This is a genomic window from Ureibacillus sp. 179-F W5.1 NHS (assembly GCF_045369345.1).
Taxonomy (GTDB): domain Bacteria; phylum Bacillota; class Bacilli; order Bacillales_A; family Planococcaceae; genus Ureibacillus; species Ureibacillus halotolerans.
On sequence record NZ_JBIQFG010000019.1, the window covers coordinates 39,885 to 57,819 of the forward strand.

General features: G+C 34.2%; 15 protein-coding genes. 3 read left to right on the forward strand and 12 right to left on the reverse strand.

What is annotated here, in order from left to right:
* Positions 1-5: 5 nt before the first annotated feature.
* From ACH0B5_RS10210 to ACH0B5_RS10235, 6 genes are all read right to left on the reverse strand, one after another.
* Complete coding sequence (locus ACH0B5_RS10210) at positions 6-167, reverse strand: hypothetical protein (protein WP_341361574.1); 162 nt, start codon at positions 165-167, stop codon at positions 6-8.
* Between the two features lie 586 nt (positions 168-753).
* Positions 754-2,553: a PDDEXK-like family protein gene (locus ACH0B5_RS10215; protein ID WP_341361573.1), complete on the reverse strand. Its 1,800-nt coding sequence runs from the start codon at positions 2,551-2,553 to the stop codon at positions 754-756.
* 169 nt (positions 2,554-2,722) lie between these two features.
* Positions 2,723-3,136, reverse strand: coding sequence for a hypothetical protein (locus tag ACH0B5_RS10220; protein ID WP_341361572.1), 414 nt, complete (start codon positions 3,134-3,136; stop codon positions 2,723-2,725).
* Between the two features lie 305 nt (positions 3,137-3,441).
* Positions 3,442-4,758 carry an ATP-binding protein gene (locus ACH0B5_RS10225; protein ID WP_341361571.1) on the reverse strand — a complete coding sequence of 439 codons (1,317 nt, stop codon included), beginning with the start codon at positions 4,756-4,758 and terminating at the stop codon, positions 3,442-3,444.
* Positions 4,759-4,938: 180 nt separating this feature from the next.
* Positions 4,939-5,160 carry a DUF1540 domain-containing protein gene (locus ACH0B5_RS10230; RefSeq protein ID WP_341361570.1) on the reverse strand — a complete coding sequence of 74 codons (222 nt, stop codon included), beginning with the start codon at positions 5,158-5,160 and terminating at the stop codon, positions 4,939-4,941.
* Between the two features lie 144 nt (positions 5,161-5,304).
* Positions 5,305-6,153, reverse strand: a complete 849-nt coding sequence (locus tag ACH0B5_RS10235; protein WP_341361569.1) for a ParA family protein — start codon at positions 6,151-6,153, stop codon at positions 5,305-5,307.
* Positions 6,154-6,527: 374 nt separating this feature from the next.
* On the opposite strand from ACH0B5_RS10235, the gene ACH0B5_RS10240 reads away from it, so the two are divergent.
* Positions 6,528-7,706, forward strand: coding sequence for an FtsW/RodA/SpoVE family cell cycle protein (locus ACH0B5_RS10240; RefSeq protein ID WP_341361568.1), 1,179 nt, complete (start codon positions 6,528-6,530; stop codon positions 7,704-7,706).
* 52 nt (positions 7,707-7,758) lie between these two features.
* Here ACH0B5_RS10240 and ACH0B5_RS10245 read toward each other — a convergent pair whose 3' ends face one another.
* The 6 genes from ACH0B5_RS10245 to ACH0B5_RS10270 form a co-directional block, all read right to left on the reverse strand.
* Positions 7,759-8,316 (reverse strand): NUDIX hydrolase, encoded by a 558-nt coding sequence (locus tag ACH0B5_RS10245; protein ID WP_406927790.1) that lies wholly within the window; start codon positions 8,314-8,316, stop codon positions 7,759-7,761.
* A 143-nt stretch (positions 8,317-8,459) separates the two neighbouring features.
* Positions 8,460-9,398, reverse strand: a complete 939-nt coding sequence (locus tag ACH0B5_RS10250; RefSeq protein WP_122972813.1) for an ATP-grasp domain-containing protein — start codon at positions 9,396-9,398, stop codon at positions 8,460-8,462.
* A 338-nt stretch (positions 9,399-9,736) separates the two neighbouring features.
* Positions 9,737-11,095, reverse strand: coding sequence for an aspartate aminotransferase family protein (locus ACH0B5_RS10255; protein ID WP_122972812.1), 1,359 nt, complete (start codon positions 11,093-11,095; stop codon positions 9,737-9,739).
* Between the two features lie 156 nt (positions 11,096-11,251).
* A complete protein-coding gene (locus ACH0B5_RS10260; RefSeq protein WP_122972811.1) occupies positions 11,252-12,811 on the reverse strand; it encodes a PucR family transcriptional regulator in 1,560 nt (519 codons plus the stop codon).
* Between the two features lie 128 nt (positions 12,812-12,939).
* Complete coding sequence (locus ACH0B5_RS10265) at positions 12,940-14,463, reverse strand: CoA-acylating methylmalonate-semialdehyde dehydrogenase (RefSeq protein ID WP_406927791.1); 1,524 nt, start codon at positions 14,461-14,463, stop codon at positions 12,940-12,942.
* Positions 14,464-14,626: 163 nt separating this feature from the next.
* Positions 14,627-16,837, reverse strand: coding sequence for an MMPL family transporter (locus tag ACH0B5_RS10270; RefSeq protein ID WP_122972809.1), 2,211 nt, complete (start codon positions 16,835-16,837; stop codon positions 14,627-14,629).
* A 336-nt stretch (positions 16,838-17,173) separates the two neighbouring features.
* Between ACH0B5_RS10270 and ACH0B5_RS10275 the strand changes: the two genes are divergently transcribed.
* Together ACH0B5_RS10275 and ACH0B5_RS10280 are read left to right on the forward strand one after the other, a co-directional pair.
* Positions 17,174-17,374, forward strand: a complete 201-nt coding sequence (locus tag ACH0B5_RS10275; protein WP_122972808.1) for a helix-turn-helix transcriptional regulator — start codon at positions 17,174-17,176, stop codon at positions 17,372-17,374.
* The gene (locus tag ACH0B5_RS10280; protein WP_406927792.1) at positions 17,371-17,826 is read left to right on the forward strand and encodes a DUF3278 domain-containing protein; all 456 of its coding nucleotides are present in this window, start codon (positions 17,371-17,373) and stop codon (positions 17,824-17,826) included. Before ACH0B5_RS10275 ends, ACH0B5_RS10280 begins: the two co-directional genes overlap by 4 nt.
* Positions 17,827-17,935 lie beyond the last annotated feature (109 nt).

A 17,935-nucleotide genomic window follows, 5' to 3' on the forward strand; every position in this document is an offset into this window, starting at 1 on the left:
AGTTGTTAAACTTCCTTAAGTAATGAATCGATTTTGCTACTAGACGAGTTATTGAATTTACCGTCATTCTCCTTTGCTTCTACTGGGGTATCATCACCGTTATCCGTACAAGCTACAACAAAAGGAAGTATACACATTATAATTAGAATGTGGAGACGTTTTCGCATCGTTCTACCTTCTTTTCATTCATTTTCCGCTTATTATTTTCAATATGGAGCAAAGTATGCGTTGAAATTATTTACAAATAGAAGTTAAAAGGGCTTGCTAGCATTAAAAATAGAGTACATTCATATCCTTTCCTTCGTTGGATATCTTTCCATATTCTATAAAATACAACCTTATACCCTTTAAAATACGAACATATGTGCTATAATGTAGGTGTAATAGCTAAAAAATTTAAAAGGACGATTGGCGGAACTCCTTTACAGAGAGGCGGTGATGCCTTGTCTATTTCTGAAACATTAATGTTTTCCGTGGCCTTCGCCACTTTAATTGTGACTGTGATTACAGTAAATCAAAAAAAATAACCTACCTGAGCTCTCGCTCAATGCAGGTTAAACTTCGAACTGGTTGCCAATCCCTTAGGACTAGCTATTACCGTTGACTGCTTGATGTTGCAGCATCAAGTAGTCTTTTTTACTCTGTTCTTCTAATAACTTCATTATACCAAAATTTCGTTATATTGAACATATTGATACACATTTTAAAAGTTTCATATATCAACTATGATAAAAAGAATATTATGTGGATTCATTATTCAATGTTGCTATAGAATTCGTTATAGATATGCTGGATTTTATTTAAAATCTTTTGCAGATCATGATCATCATACAACGTTTGAAATACTCGTAGTAGTTCGGGCTCATCTAAGCATTTAATAGATACTGATCGCGAAAAGATACGATTAAATTTTGCTTCTGGAGAAAGTCCCTTTTCACTAAAAATAATCCCCTGTTCTTTCATTTGTTCCATTAGAACAATCCGCTTATTTGCCTCGATTGGACCAACTTCTAAAGTAAAATAAAGGGAATCTTCATTAATCATGAACCAAAATAGAAATGGTCCGTTATACCACCACCATTTTTCTCTAGTTTCTCCTAATCGATCTTTAAAGGAATCAAAAAGTGGAATAATGAAAGAAAGGTGTTTGTTCGATACACGATAATCCGTTTCAGGTATATTCGTTAATGCCATCCATTTTCTAAACGCCCTTTGTACTTTCACTTTAAAATCATAACCCTTTTGTTTCTCCATAGTCGCTTTTGGTTCATCTATTTCTACATCATCATTTTTTAAAATAGCCGCTACTTGATTTCTTACTTGTGTAAATTCTGCTGAGTTATATAAGTCAAACATCCCTTGTGTTAACTCTGCCATATCATCCCACTTGTTAATATCCATTTTTTGAGTAAAGAAACGGGTATAACGAGCCGTTTCTAATTTAGATCTTTCTTTAACCGATAAACCTGCTCGCTCTAATTTTTCCAAAAATGAAAGGCGTTCGGTGTATTCAATTGGCCCAATTTCTGCTATCATACTCAATCGACTATCTTTCGCTTGTTCAAACCATACGACTAACCCTTTTCCTAACCAATAGGTTGGTTCTTTCAAATGGGCATGACTAATTCCTTCCCATTCTGGCGGTAGTAAGTGAGGAGTAGTTGGCTGGGAGCGATACAACACATTATTATTAAATTGCAGTTTAATAAATTCGTCAAAACTATAGGACAAAATATTTTGCCCATGTTTATAAATATATTGAATCGTATTTTTATATTTCATTAAAAATTCAAAATAATAACCGGTTTCAAAAATTAATGGCTTAGATATACTTGCCGTTTCTTCAAAAAGAACATCGATTGTTTGCTTATGATTTAAATAAATATCAATAGCTTGTAATATTTGTTCCTGATTAGGATAAAATTTTTCTTTTAATATTTGATTATAATCTTTAATAAATTGAAATACATTATCGCTTAATCGATCTTTATATAACCCTAAAATAGTATGTAATATAACCTCAATTTTCTCGTATGTTAGAATAAAATAATGGGAATTCGAAGGTTTTTCCCCATTAAGGGTTAAGTAAATAGGAATAATCGTAAAATTTTTAAATGTATGGCGAGTAAATTCCAAATAATCATTCAATTGATTTACAGACTCCGAAGAATAAAATTTATTTTCTATGATCAAAACCGTTTTCAACTGCTGGTTCACAATTAGTAAATCAATATATCGATTTTTATCTGTCTTTACTTCTCGATAAACATGACTGTCGACTAAGGAATGATTAAGGATATTCCCGATTTTTTGATATTGAACATTTCCGCCATTTTCATCCATTAACATAAGATGTTCCATTACTTTACGTAAAAAATAATCACTCAAATTGTGATTTTCCTTTGGGTTCAGTAACCAAGCCAATATATTCGAATGTCTAATTTCATGATTTTCCAATTTTAATATTTTTAAAGTATTAAAGGAATTTACTTGCTGGTTCAATTGTTGAAAGTTTGCATCATTTTCTAAGTCAAATAAATCTCGTATTTCCACTCTAATGCCTCTCCCATCTGCCTTATTTAAGTGAATATTATTTACATCCTACTCCATTAACGTCTTAATATTTTTTAACAAAAAATTGTTTACCTATTTCATTAAAAACAACCTTTTTGTATTCTCTACCGTTAAAAGTCCGGGTCTCACTTTCAATACCATACCCTTCCTATTTGTCATTTTTTACCTTGACTCGATGACCATTTCCATCCACTTCTTCACTTAAAATACCTATTGCTTTTAATTTTTTATTAATCATTGTTCCGGTTAATTTTTTACTTATAGTAGGATCAATGACTACATTAATCGCCTTAGAAAAGTCATTAATCCCAATTTTCCCTAGAGGCAATGTAACTTGTTTTAATTGTTCATCGGTTATGTGAAATGTGGCAGGTTTTCTCGGAGGTATCTTTTTAACTTCAAGCTGTTTTGAAATATAATCTGAAAGATAAAATAAAGGACGTATAATTTGAGGGTCATGTAAAAAGCTGTGATCATTGATAGGTTCATTATTTAATGGATTAATACCGTTCGCCAGTTTCATTAAAATGCTTTTCGATTCTAATAATTTTTCCTTTTCCATTTCCACTATTTCACCTCTAAATCAAAAGCTTATAAAAATAGAACTGTCCATCCCAGGGATGTTCGTTTATAAAGGAATACTAAACGATTCATCCCTTCTTATCTTCGAAGATAGTTCTATTTTAATAAGCAACAGGAGAATGTCAACGACACCTCAGTTTTATATTTAAGGTAAAAAGAATTGAAATTCTACATTTCGAAAATAATCCAATCGAAATAGAACATTTCCTTTTATATAGGCCGTAAACTTTTTATTTGAACCATATTTTAGGGCCATTTATTCTATTTTGATTGTTTATCTGCATTTTATTTAAGGGGAATTTTTACCCTTGCAATTGTTTCATAGTCGTTTGTAGAGTAGAGGGCGATTTCGCCATTATACTTCTCTACTACTTCCTTTACGATAAACAAGCCTTGGCCTCTTGTTTTTCCCTTTTCGGCATGTTTTGTAGAAAAGCCCTGTTTAAAAATTTCTTCACATTCGGGAACTTTTGGCCCGGTATTTTTTATTTCAAAAATATAATGGCAATCCGTTGCTTCACAGCTAACTGTTATTTGACGGAGCTCTTCTGGCAACTCATTTGTTGCATCCATCGCATTATCAATTAAGTTAGACAATATTTTAATCATATCCGTTGATTTAATTCGATCAAATGGGTTCGGGTCAACGGAAGTCGTCATATTAATTTGATGGTTATTTGTAGCCAGTTTTTTCGTTTGCAATAGAATAGCCAATCCAGGATGTTCGATTGTGGAATCGACGGATACTGATTTAATTAACTGGACTTCATTAACTAGGGAATTAACATATTGTTGGGCTTTGTCGACAGCCCCAATGATTAAAAGACCATGTATAACTTGGAGATGATTTGTCATGTCATGTCTTAATGAAGAAACAGATGTAATTAACGTTTTTATTTCCTCTTGGTATGTATCCTCGGTATATTCAACTTCTCTTACAACTGCCTTTTGATACCATCTTTGAATGAAATAAAAGCAAGTAATCATAATGAAAATAAATAACGCATTAAAAATAAAAATGATAATATTATTTTCTAAAACACTTGTTTTTACTTCATTAATATCTTCCACACTAATATCAATACCAACATATCCAAGCACATTATTAGAATCATCTATAATGGGTGCTGCTACTGTTAAATACGTTCCATAGTCCGGATCTTTTATCATATTTGTTGTAAATGGCTTGCATTCATAATATGCCATCTTCACAAGCTTTTTTGGAACATTCGTCAGTTTCCCGATTTTAAAGGATTTCTGTTTATCAGCAGGTAGCCCTGCAACCATTGTTTTCATCACTTTTGGACTATCTACTTCTATTGTATAAACAAAAAGAGCACCAATTTTTTCTCTAATATTATTTAAGTCATTATTAATTTTCCAATAGTAATTATTTTTTTGCGGACTCTTTAAAAATTTTTTATATGTTTCAATATCAAATCGTTCTGAAATGGTTTTAGCCGTCTCCAAATTTTGATTGGTAATCGCCTCTTCAACTGTACTTCGTATATTTACATTTGTCGTATAAACACTAAATGATGTAAAGAATAAAACTAATAAAGCTGAAAGAACTAAAATAATTTTTATATTTGTTTTTTTCATTACTATAGGTACTTCCTTAAATTTATTTCATTCCGATTAAACCTTATACTATTATAGTAATATAGTAGGATTAATTTTTAAACAAATATGGAAAATATTTTTTTAAAAACCATCAAAAAGGGACTAAAGAAAAACTTTAGTCCCTAATATCGCAGGTTTCCGACAGCGCCAAATAACACTTTAATTCCAGGCAGTGCGTTCACTTTCTAATTGTCTTTTTGACCTTTTTTCGAAGGCATTGTTCGAATGGGTTTGTTCTAAATTTGCATTGATATGAATTTCAGAAGCAAACTCTTCACTACTGTTTTTGGATTGACGATTTCGATTCATTGGAATCTTCTCCGTTCCACAAACGTTCCCTTGACAATTGGACCTAGTATTATTCGCTTCTTTATTTGGCATTGCTATCCTCCCCATTGATATGTTTGAAAAGTAAGGTCGCTTTCAACAAAGCTTTAACTTTTCAATAGTAGTTTGTCCATCTTCGGCTCGATTATTTTGGAAATAAAAATGGGATTTCCAGCCAAACTATAATCCATATCATTATCATCCTTCATACATTTCGATTATTTCCTTTGCCAAATAATAAAATGCATGAAATGAACTGTCTTTTCCCCATTTCTGTTTGAAAGTTGAATAAGATACGTAGTAATCCGCCGCTTTTGCCATTTGGTTCGTTTCTTTAAATAGTCGTCTAAACACATGAATGTTCATACTTTTTAATTGCTCTAAAGTAATTCTATGTACTTTTGAGTTTTCTTTATATTTTGTTACAACAATGCCCAAATGTTCAATTTTCATATCCATATTATCGGCAAATTCATCCACACGATTCATCACATGGGAAATTCCGTACGAAGACAATATGTCTGGTATGGTAGGCGTAATATATCCATTCGAAATTCGAATTCCGTTTAATGTAATAAGGCTAAGGTTTGGGGGGCAATCAATTAAAATATAGTCATAGTCATACTTAATTGGACGGATAGCATTTTTTAAAATTTCAATTGGATTGTTGGAGTAAAATGGCCCCGTCGGCATTTTAGCTAATACATCTTGAATGCCAATTAAGTCCAGACTAGATGGGAGAAGATCAATCGTTTGCACTGTATGAATATTGGACACGTTTTTTTGCAATGTTTTCTCAAGTATAAATTTTTTATCGTCTGGGTCTAACGCTTCTTCAAACATCGTCGCTAACGTATATCCATCTTGATTTAATTCCATCCAACGTTGTTCACCAAGCAACATCATTGTTGCGTGAGTTTGGGGGTCAAGATCAACAATTAATACCTTTTTCTTAAACTCCGACGCTAGCATTTCTGCTAATCCTACAGTTGTCGTTGTCTTTCCAACGCCACCTTTAAGATGAATGGTTGATATGACAATAGCCATCCGTCCACCCCTTTCCCTCTTTTACATTAAAGTATGTATCGTCACAACTTTTCATTAACAAATCTCTATTAATACAAAATTTAACTATATAAGAAAAAAAGAGACATTTCTAGGGAAATAATTTCAATTTCACAAAGAAAAATGGTCGAATTTTGTAATTATAACGAAGTTTAAAGCAAAATGTTTTTTTGTGGATAGTACGTATGAAACGTTTTAAATTTATAATTTTTATTGTGGATAAATCAGTCCTTCACAAAGTAATTACAACACCCCTACCCAAGCGGTGATGGAACATTTTGTATTTTATTAGCGTTTCAAATATATGTATATTCAGTAAATCGAAACCAAATTCCGATGTTTAGGAGCAAATCGAAATGATTAACAAATATTTAGATAAACAAATAATTTTATGCTTAGCACTATTCGGCATTATTAGTTGTTTATTTATTTACTCAAGTAATGCATCATTTTCCCAATACCCAGGTTCTTTTGTCATAAAGCAAATAATTTTCTACTGTATTGGTTTTGTCTTAATGATTGCTATAGCAATGTTAGATTTAGAACAGTTAAAAAAGATTGCTTGGTTGTTTTATATATTTGTCTTTCTTTTATTAATAGGATTAATTGTTGCCCCTGAAAGTATTGCAAAACCAATTAATGGAGCAAAAGCTTGGTACAAAATTAAGTTTATCGGTACTTTACAGCCTTCTGAATTTTTAAAGTTTGCCTTTTTATTAGTCATTGCCAAAACGATGGAAAAACATCAAAACTCAATAGCAAAACAAACACTCATTTCGGATAGTTATTTACTTGCTAAAATCGCAGCGATTGTCATACCACCAATGATTATCGTTTATAAACAACCCGATACAGGTATGTTAATGCTTTATTTAGCATTGATCATTCCTATGATCTACTTTTCAACGATTAATAAAAAACTATTACTAACATTCACTGCTATCCCTATCAGTATTGTAGTAACATTGATCATTTTATATTTTCAATTTCACGATTTTTTCATGAAACATATTATGGGTCAATTATCCCCCCATCAAATAGCAAGGATTAACGGTTGGCTTTTCCCTTATGAATATGAGGATTCTTCCCTTCAAGCAAGAAAAGGAATGTTAGCCATTAGGTCAGGGGAAATTACCGGGAAAGGCTTTCTAAACAATGATGTATACATACCTGAAAAACATACGGATTTTATTTTTTCTACTATCGCTGAAGAAGTAGGTTTTATCGGTTGTACTTTTGTCATTTTACTGTACTTTTTATTTCTTTTTCGGCTCATTACTATCATCATGAAAACGAATGATTCATTTGCCTATACGGTAGGTGCAGGAATCATCGGTTTATTCACCTTTCAAATCTTCCAAAACATTAGTATGACAATGGGGATCTTACCGATAACCGGCGTTACGCTGCCTTTTGTAAGTTATGGTGGAAGTTCCTTATTATCGAATTTTATGTTAATTGGTATCATTCTCTCCTTTAAAAAAACGTATCATCACTATTTGTTTTCTTCCAAAGAGAAAGAAATAGACTTATAACTAACTTTCCCATAAGAAAAAGGTAGCATCTCCTAACGAGACGCTACCTTTATTAATTTCGATCAAGTTTTTCATTTAATTTTTGATACACAACTTTCATATCTGGTTCTGTACAAACTTCGATAGCTTTACTTAATTCAAACCAACCGATATCACTATTTTCATCCGGTTTAATAAAGGTTTCGTCCTGTTCATCCGCTTCTAATAAATACGTTACATTTAAATGAACGTGGGTTGCGACATGTTTTCCCTTTTTCACATGGGCTGGAACTCCTAATATTTCTATAGAATAAATCTCATCGGATACAGCGTGGACGTTCGTAAGTCCTGTTTCCTCCATCGCTTCTTTTAATGCTACATGCAATAAGTCCGCTTCCCCATCCGCATGTCCACCAACCCATGACCAAGATTGGTAAATGTTATGATAGACCATCAATACTTTTGTACTCTCTTTATTCACAAGCCATGCAGAAGCTGTAAAATGGGCAAATTCATTTTCCCTTGTTAGTAAATTATCGAAGGTATCCATATATCGTAACATCAATTCTTGATCCTTCGCTTCTTGTTCATTGTACGGATAGTATTGTTCCAATTGTTGTCTTAAAGTCATTTGATTAGGCTCCTCAATTTTCCATTAAGTTTTACTCCTTTTATTTTAAAAGGATTTACTTTCTCTTACTACCTACATTTTAATTTCTACTAAAAACACCTCCTTTAAAGCAAAAGCTTTAACAGGAGATGCCTTTTCAGCTATTATATATTCTCTAACTCTCTACCTAACAATTTCGCTAATTCAAGCATTGCGAATTTCTGAGCTTCCTCTTCTGCATCAGAGTTGTAGTTTGTATTTGTATTCACATCGTAAGTATATACAGTACCTTCTTCATCTACGATAAATTCAATACCCGCTACATCAATGCCATTTCCTTTTAAGAACTGTTGATATTTTTCGATGAGTTCTGTCCGAGAATTATCTACAATTTTAAACTTCATTTGATCTTTTGGCTCTTCTCCAACCGGACAGAATAAGTCTCCAATTTGACAAGCATCCGCAGGACATAATTCGAAACCTTCTGAAGTATCAACTCGTACAGAGTAGACATACTCCCCACCAACAAATTCCACACGCGTTATATGCTGATCTGGAGATTTTACATATTGTTGAACGAGAGTAATCCCATCGACGGGTTCTTCAAATGCTGGGCTATCTAAATACTCTTGCAACGCTTCTAAAGAATAGAATAATTGAACCCCTAACCCTTTACCTGCACGGTTATGTTTTGTAATGAACGGTAATGTATTTAATGATTTAGCAGCTTCCATAATTTGATTTTTCCCAACAGCCGCTACTGTTTTTGGTACACGAATACCGTATTTTTCTAATTGCGTATATTGTTTTACTTTACTTAATTCTAATCGAAGGGCGTTACTGCCATTTAACACTCTTTTGCCATAAAACTCTAACCAATCAATTACCGCACCTGTTAGTTCAGGAGCAAAACGATGGTTACGAGTGTGGGAAGAAGCACTCATTCGATTATAAAATACGCCTTCAGGTGGTGCTTCATTTAAATTAACAATTCCTTCATCTAAATGCCAAGTTTCATAAGGTAAATTCAACTCTTCTAATCTTTTTGTTAAATGACGAGTCCAGTCATCATTTTCATGAATTACATAAATTTTTTTCGTCATGATGAAACTCCTTTGTTGTATGTAGTTTATTTTCCTTCTTTTATTTTAACTCTATTTACTTTTTTTGCTTATATCATCTTTTAATACCTTATTAGAAATTACTTCTATTAACCAGACAAACTGTACCAACAGAGAAATTTAATTCGACAAAATTTCAGCATTGGAAGCTAAAAGTATTGAAGTATCAACGTTTCCCCACTATCTGTTCTATTTCGCAAAATAAAACATTTCTCGGGAAATAATTTCATTTTTCTACTTCATTACAAATAATTTGTTGAGAAATTCCTATGTTTAGGGATACAAAAAGCAGAATGAAATGAATCATTCTGCTTTTCCCTTTATTCCTTCAGCTCATAAATTGCTTCTACTAAAGTATCGATTACAACCTGAATATCTTCATCTGAGATATTTAGTGGGGGCGATAGAAGGAGAACATTATTAAATCCAGCAACTGTAGTACCATTTTTACCGATAATTACTCCTTTCTCCTTACAAATCGCTATTACTTTGTTAATCGATTCAACTTCAATAGGTTCCTTTGTTTCTTTATCTTTTACTAATTCAATCCCAATCAATAACCCTTTACCCCGTACATCCCCAACAAAAGGATGGCTACTTAATCGAGCTTGTAACGTCTTCAACATTTCCGTTCCTTTTGTTGCAGAACGCTCAAACAGTTTTTCCTCTTCCATAATTTCTAAGTTTTTCAATGCCAATGCACAAGCTGCTGGGCTTCCACCGAACGTGTTCACATGTCGAAAGAAATCGTAGTCTCCACTATCTGTGAACGCTTCATATATTTCCCGTTTTACTGCCGTAGCTGATAAAGGTAAATATGCACTAGTAAGTCCCTTCGCCATTGTAATGATATCCGGCTGTACTCCGTAATTCATAAATCCAAAGGGCTTTCCAGTCCGACCAAAACCGCAAATCACTTCATCTACTATCATTAATGCACCATGTTTTTTACAAGTTGCTTCGATTCCTTTTAAATAACCTTCTGGAGGTATTAGAGCTCCTCCTCCGGTAATAATCGGTTCTAAAATCATCGCTGCTATTGTATCACTATGCTCCCATGTCATCACCCGATCCACTTCTTTTACACTCGGAATATTGAAAATATCTGTATACTCGTCTTCATTATTTCGATAGGAGTCGGGCGGAGAAACGTGAAGAAATCCAGGAGCTAGTGGTTCGTATTTATATTTCCGCTCCGCTTGGCCAGTTGCTGCTAATGCGCCCATTGAATTACCATGGTAAGCACGATAACGGGAGAGTATTTTTAGACGAGAACTGTTACCTTGTTGCTGATGATATTGTCGGACAATTTTAAAGGCAGTCTCGTTTGCCTCTGAACCGCTATTCGAAAAGAAAATAACGTAATCTCCACCAAGAAGTTCATTTAACTTTTCTGCTAGGTTTATAGAAGGAACATGTCCTTGGGATAATGGTGTATAAGCGTTAGAAACCATTTGATCATAAGCTGCCTTTGCCAATTCCTCCCGACCATACCCAACATTGACACAAAACAACCCAGCCATTGCATCAATATATTCTTTTCCATCCACATCCGTTATACGGGCACCTTTTGATTTCTCCACAACTAGCGTTCCATTAGGATTATACGGTTTCATCGAATGCCAAACGTACATTTCATCCTTTTCTAGTAATTCTTTTCCTAAATTCGTATCCAACATCCATGCCCACTCCTATCTTGTTAGCATTAATACATACCCCATTAACGCTTTGTTTTACACATATTATGAAGAAGATAGAGGGTATTTTCATGTAACAAAATGTAAAATAAAACAATAGAAATTAAACAGTAAGTAAAATGGTTTGACTCACGAATTTTAAGTTCTTTTTATAAACTTCCGCGCAAAAAGCATCCATTCTAAAGCAAGGCGATTTTCACCTTTCATAAAATCCTTACCTATTAAACTTTCAATTTTTCGTAATCGATGGTATAACGTTTGCCTTACGATATATAATTTTTTTGCCGTCTCTTGTTTAGAACCATTCGACTGTAAATAAATTTCTAAAGTCTCCACTAACTGACCATTATGCTTTTCATCAAAATCGATTAATGGTTGAAGCAATTCTTCCATCATTTCTTGTAAATTCGTATGCTTTTGCATTTGATAAATAAGTTGGAATACATATAACTCATCATAAAAGGAAGAGTCCGTTTCAACATGTCGAATAATATATAACGTATCCTGGGCACTTTTGTAACTTTCATGAACCTTCGTTAACTCCTTTACAAACTTGCCCACTGCCATTTCTTGACCTTCGATTAAATTAGATGTTTCGAGTTTCACGAGACAATCTTGTAATCTCATCTTCATCGAATCAGTATCTTGACGGTTCAATAATATGAAAATAAAATCATTTTTCCTTTCAATGACAAAAGAAAGAAAACCCTTTTTATCAAAAATCGTATGGCAATTTAATTTAAAATAGGTCCGATCCAATTGTTGATTTTTTTCGTTTCTCGGCAGGGAAAGAATAAGTACTGTACTATCCGTTTGCCTAAAGCTTGGCCATTCCGCTAATAAAAATTGTTTAATTTCCGATTCGGTATGGGCCCCCTCCAACCATTCCTCTAACCATTTTGCATCCTCTTTCCTTTTCCTTTCATCCACATATAAATCCCTAAGTAACAGCTGGGCTAAAGCTGTTATCGTTCTGTCTAAAATGAGGAGCTCAAACTCGGTTATTTCCTTCTCTTCACTATATAACGTTATTTCTCCAAAAATATGTTCGAACAGATAAATCGGTTTTGTTATAAATTGGGTACTATCATTCCGATTTAACTTCTTTTGGAGGAGAGCTTCCCTTTGTTTCTTTGCCATATTCGGATAGAAAATTGGATCTTTACCTTCTACTTCGTAAATCGTTTGGATTTTCAAATATTCATATAAAGGTTTTAATAACTGTTCACTATTTTGCGCATGTAAAGTTTCTTTATTTAGTAATTGGGAGTAGTTTTCTAATTTAGCGATCATGGAATATTGGTGGTTAATAATAAGGGTATGTAGGTCTTGGGTAATTTCAACAAAAGGAACTTCTTCATGAAAAACGATGATGGGAAATTGATGGTCGTTTGCTAATTGAATAATCTCTTCCGGCACTTTTTGAATATATGCTCCATATTCAATGCAAAGTCCGGCACATTTTGCTTCGATAAGCCCTATAACAAATTGTAAAAAGTGGTCTTGATGATGTTGAAAACTGACACCGGTTGTTAAAATGAGCTCCTGTCCTTTTAATAGTTTTTGAACATTTGACACTTCAAGGACATGCACCCATTTAATCGTATTATGAAGTCCGCCATCACCAGCGACAACTTCTGCTTGATAAAAGTGTTTATTTTTTAAAATATCACGAACTAGTAAGGAATAATGACTCAATTGGCACACACCTCTCTTGTAGAAAAGGAAGTTACGTATATTATAATTTAAATTTTCTGACAAAAGTAGTGGTAAAATTTCTTCAAAATAAAAACATGATCCTCCCTATGGAAGACCATGCTTAAAATTTATTTTGTCGAGTTGCTAGGAAAAGCGAAAGTTGTGGACGTTTCGTCATCCCCATTCAACCACTTTTCAGATATTGTTTTACTTTTTGTAAAGAAGCGAGCTTGATCAGGACCAAACATAAAGCCTTCACCAAACTTGGAACGTTTCCACCCGCCGAAATTGTAATATCCAACTGGGATTGGAATGGGTACATTCACTCCAACCATCCCCACTTCTATTTCTTCCTGGAATTTCCGAGCTGCTGCGCCATTATTCGTAAAGATCGTCACACCATTTCCTAGTTCATGATCGTTTATTAAATCGATCGCTTCTTGTAAAGATTCAACCCGGACGACGATGCGGGCAGGTCCAAATACTTCTTGTTGGAAAACTTCCATAGAAGGTGTAATTTCATCTAATAACGTTGGTCCTAAATAAAACCCTTTTGATGTTTGGCAAATAGTTGGATTTCGTCCGTCTACTACTACCTTTGCCCCTTCTTCAATGCTCCGATTAATATAACCGATAACCGCATCCTTTGATTGTTGCGTAATAACCGGACCAAAATCAACTTCTTCATCTGTATAAGATCCTACTTTTAAGTTCTCAATCATTTCCTTTAAAATAGCAACCAATTGATCCGCCGTTTCTTTCCCTACTACCATCGCACCTGAAATGGCCATACAACGTTGTGACGCTGCACCATATGCGGCTCCAATAAAGGCATTTGCTGTTTTTTCTAAATCGGCATCAGGCATTACAATCATAAAGTTTTTCCCACCACCAAAGGCTGCAACCCGTTTATTGTAACTTGTACCAGTTTGATAAATATACTCTGCAACAGGTGTGGAACCTACAAAGGAAATTGCTTGAACAGTTGGATTTGCTAACAATTCATCAACCGCTTCTTTGTCGCCATTTATAACCGTCCAAATACCATCAGGTAATCCCGCTCTTTTCCATAATTCCGAGAAAAACAGCGCAGACATTGGCACCTTTTCAGACGGCTTTAAAATAACAGCATTCCCTACGGCAACCGCCATGCTTGTTTGGGCGAAGGGTACCATTACAGGAAAGTTAAAAGGAGAAATGGCTGCCACAACCCCTATAGGGGATTTTGTTGAATAGGCATTAATATTTCCACCTACGTTAACTGAATAGTCTCCCTTTAAAAGATGGGGAGCATTAATGGCCAAATCTACTGACTCTAAACCACGGGTAATCTCTCCCTTAGCATCCTCCTTTGTTTTGCCACTTTCCGTACAAATCACTTGGATTAGTTCTTCTTCGTTTTCCTTCACTAACTGACGGAATCTCATCACAATTTCTGCCCGTTTTCCACTGGAAGTATTTCTCCATTCAGGGAATGCCTTTTTTGCCATCTCTATGGCGTTTTTCACTTCTTCCTTTGCAGCAAGAGGAACTTGTGCAATGACTTCCCCCGTTGATGGATTATACACATTGGAAAAACGACCACTTTTACCTGCTACTAACTCACCGTTAATAAAATGATGTAATTCTTTCACTTTTTGTTCAACTGTCATTCCCATACACCCCTAACTAAAAGTTTATAATTATCCCTATTGGATTTTTCGATGAACGATGATCGAATCCTCTTAAATTATTATTAATTTACATGAAATATTCATCGGGTGTAATGGACAATAAGTAAATATCAGATGAATAGTGTTGGACATAATGTAATGGTTAATCTTCCTTTTTAAATAAATTACCTGGCCAAAAAGCCCAACGACCTAATACTGTGGTAATTGCAGGTACTAATAATGGCCGGACAATAAATGTATCGATTAAAACGCCAATTGCTGTAATAATCCCAAACTGAACTAAAAGCTGAATTGGTAATGTTGTTAAAACAGCAAATGTACCAGCTAGTATTAAACCTGCCGATGTGATAACTGAACCGGTTTGAGCAACCCCATTTTTGACTGCTTCTTTAATGCTTTGGGTTTTACGATTTTGCCAAACTTCTGAAATCATAAAGATGTTGTAATCCTCACCAAGGGCAATTAAAAACACAAAGGAATATAACGGCAACGCGCTCGCAATCGATTCCGCTCCAAAGAAAGTTGTCAGTACTAACCACCCTAAACCTAATGCAGCAAAGAAGGATATTAATACAGTGCCTACTAGATAAATCGTTGCCGGAACAGAACGTAAATACAATAATAATAAAATCGCTATGATTACTACCATGACCGGTTGAATAATAGATTCATCCCGTTCCTGAACCGTTTTTGTATCCACTTGTGCTGCTGTTTCTCCACCAATCCAATAGCTTTTATTCGCTTGTTCAATACCAGCCTCTTCTAGCATTTTTTCTATGTCGGTTTTTAAATCTGGTATTAAATCCATCGCTTCCGTAGAATACGGATTTTCATTTAGATCCGCTTCATAAAGCTGAATATTGGAGTCCTTTTCTCCAAAAGTTGGCTCACTTACTACATCAATGTATGGAAGCGCTGCAATTTGGTCTGTTAAATGAACCGCTTCCCCTTTTGTATCAACGATAATTTGAACAGGCGCTAATTCACCAGGGGAAAAATTTTCTGCAATTAATGTAAAGCCTTCCTGTGATGGCATATCCTCTGGGAATGATGATAATAAATCATAATTATATTTAATTTGAGTAGAAGTAATCGCTAGACCACCTAATACGATACCTGTGACTATAATAACTAACCACGGTTTCTTTGTTACATAGTCACCGACTTTCGCCATAACAAGATGCTTAAGTTTTGGCTCTTTATAAGGTTTGTTTTTCACTTCAGCCCTCAGACGCTCCATCCGCTCTGTCCGAGGAACAAATGGGAAAAAGGCTATACGTCCTAATATAGATAAAATGGCTGGTAATACTGTTAAAGCTGCGATTCCCATAACGAAAATCGCAAAACTAAATGGCACTGCAAAACGTTGGAATGCACCGTAATCAGCTAAACCAAGGGTAGCTAAACCTATAAAGACCGTTAAAGCACTCATCATAATTGCTCCGCCCGACTCTTTCATTGCTAGACGTAAGGCTTCAAATTTATTTTCAACAACAAGTAACTTTTCACGATAACGGCTAATTAAAAAAAGACAGTAATCTGTTCCAGCACCAAATAGCAGAACGGTCATAATCGAAACCGCTTGTGCATCTTTATCAATCCATCCATTTTCAGCAAACCACCCTAACAAAGGGCTAATTGCTCCATAAGCAATCCCTACTACAATTAGAGGGGTAACCGCCAATAATGGTGAACGGTAAATGACAATTAGTAATACTAAAATTAAAATGACTGTCGCAATTAATAGTTTAATATCCGCTTGCATAAATAAATTGGTCGCATCAACCGAAATACCCGCAGGACCTGAGAAACGGGCATGCAAACCTGATTCTTCTAGTTTTGTATCATATGGATTTACCCCAAAAGTTTCTTCCGTCATTTCTTCAATTTTTTGTAAGCCTTCTTTAATCGTATCCGTATTCGCCTTTTCATCGAAGAAAATCGGCGTAACAATGGAAGAACCATTATTTGAAACAGTTCCTAATAAAGCCTCTGTTGGCAAAGCTACAATAGGTGGAAGAGATGTTTGTTCATGTAAAGGTTGCTCGCCTAACTGCTTATACAACTCTTGAATAGACTGTAGATCCTTATGACCCAGTCCAGCCTCTTTATACCAGACAATTAATAATGGAATACCGGAATCGGAGGGAAATTGTTCTTCTATGAGGGCATTTGCTTGTTCGCTCATAACCTCTTTCGGCAAGTCACTTCCACCGTAGTTTTCTATACTGTTAATCTGTGGTAAGGTCATTGATAAAATAGCTACGACTACTATCCAGAGTAAAACGGTTACCCAACGTGAACCTTTGTTTCCAACCATTCCTCCCCACTTTTCCAGCGGATGTTTTGACATCGTTTCTTCCCCTTCCATCAATTGTGTTTAAAGTCATTGAATAAAATTCTTGATGGTGAATTCCATCATATCTTTATTCTTGCCAAAGCATAGGAAAATCTCCTTTCAAATCAATTGTATATTTGATTCTATAAAAGCATTTGTTTAAGCATTCATTTCGTAATGGGATGGAATTAGATTGAAATATGAATTAGTTTTGCTTATTAAAATGATATCTAGAAAAGATATTAAAAATAAGTTTGATTTATCTGGAAATTCATTGACTTACTGACACACTGTATGTAATATATAAATTGCATATGTAAATTATATATGACATTTTCTAAGGTGGAAAAAATGAAGAATAATGTAAAAATAACAAGGATTAAAGCCTCTATAACTCAAGAGCAATTAGCAAAAAGAGTTGGTGTAACAAGACAAACGATTGGACTTATTGAAAAGGGCGAATATAATCCAAGTCTTCAGTTGTGTGTTGCAATAGCCAAGGAATTGAATAAAACTTTAGATGAATTATTTTGGGAGGTCGATACAGAATGAAATCATGGATATCCTTCTTATTACCAAATGATGAATATAAAGAAAAAAAGATGTTATATTTTTTCTCGGAAGGCGCAGTAATCCTTTTCATTTCACTTATTGTAATGATCATGTGTAACAAATATTTTAATCTTGACGTAGAATTTGCCTTATTAATAGCCATCGCTATCTTCCTCTTCTATGTTTCAGGAAGATACATAATATCAGGCATCGAATATACAAACATTTCAACAGAGAGGACTTATAAAAAAGAATTAAAAGTTATATCCATTAGAACGATTGGATTTGTCGTTATATATATGACATGCTATTTAATTTTCATAAACTTACCTAAAAATCTCAATGAATGGATTGAAATATTAAGTTTATTAATAGGTGTTAGTATAATTTGGTTTTTATATAGTTATATTTCTTTAAAGCGTTCCTATAAGAAAAATAAAGAACTACTATAAAGTCAAGCTATACAAAAAACACTAGGGTTGAAGCGCACTGACCTAAAAAAATGAGACAAATAAAAACACCTTTCGTTGAAAAACGGGTATTAAACCTATAAATCCAACG

Coding starts and splice junctions, on each gene's coding strand:
- ACH0B5_RS10210 (WP_341361574.1), bottom strand. CDS start 167: ATGCGAAAACGTCTCCACATTCTAATTATAATGTGTATACTTCCTTTT.
- ACH0B5_RS10220 (WP_341361572.1), bottom strand. CDS start 3,136: ATGGAAAAGGAAAAATTATTAGAATCGAAAAGCATTTTAATGAAACTG.
- ACH0B5_RS10225 (WP_341361571.1), bottom strand. CDS start 4,758: ATGAAAAAAACAAATATAAAAATTATTTTAGTTCTTTCAGCTTTATTA.
- ACH0B5_RS10230 (WP_341361570.1), bottom strand. CDS start 5,160: ATGCCAAATAAAGAAGCGAATAATACTAGGTCCAATTGTCAAGGGAAC.
- ACH0B5_RS10235 (WP_341361569.1), bottom strand. CDS start 6,153: ATGGCTATTGTCATATCAACCATTCATCTTAAAGGTGGCGTTGGAAAG.
- ACH0B5_RS10240 (WP_341361568.1), top strand. CDS start 6,528: ATGATTAACAAATATTTAGATAAACAAATAATTTTATGCTTAGCACTA.
- ACH0B5_RS10245 (WP_406927790.1), bottom strand. CDS start 8,316: ATGACTTTAAGACAACAATTGGAACAATACTATCCGTACAATGAACAA.
- ACH0B5_RS10250 (WP_122972813.1), bottom strand. CDS start 9,398: ATGACGAAAAAAATTTATGTAATTCATGAAAATGATGACTGGACTCGT.
- ACH0B5_RS10255 (WP_122972812.1), bottom strand. CDS start 11,095: ATGTTGGATACGAATTTAGGAAAAGAATTACTAGAAAAGGATGAAATG.
- ACH0B5_RS10265 (WP_406927791.1), bottom strand. CDS start 14,463: ATGACAGTTGAACAAAAAGTGAAAGAATTACATCATTTTATTAACGGT.
- ACH0B5_RS10270 (WP_122972809.1), bottom strand. CDS start 16,837: ATGTCAAAACATCCGCTGGAAAAGTGGGGAGGAATGGTTGGAAACAAA.
- ACH0B5_RS10275 (WP_122972808.1), top strand. CDS start 17,174: ATGAAGAATAATGTAAAAATAACAAGGATTAAAGCCTCTATAACTCAA.
- ACH0B5_RS10280 (WP_406927792.1), top strand. CDS start 17,371: ATGAAATCATGGATATCCTTCTTATTACCAAATGATGAATATAAAGAA.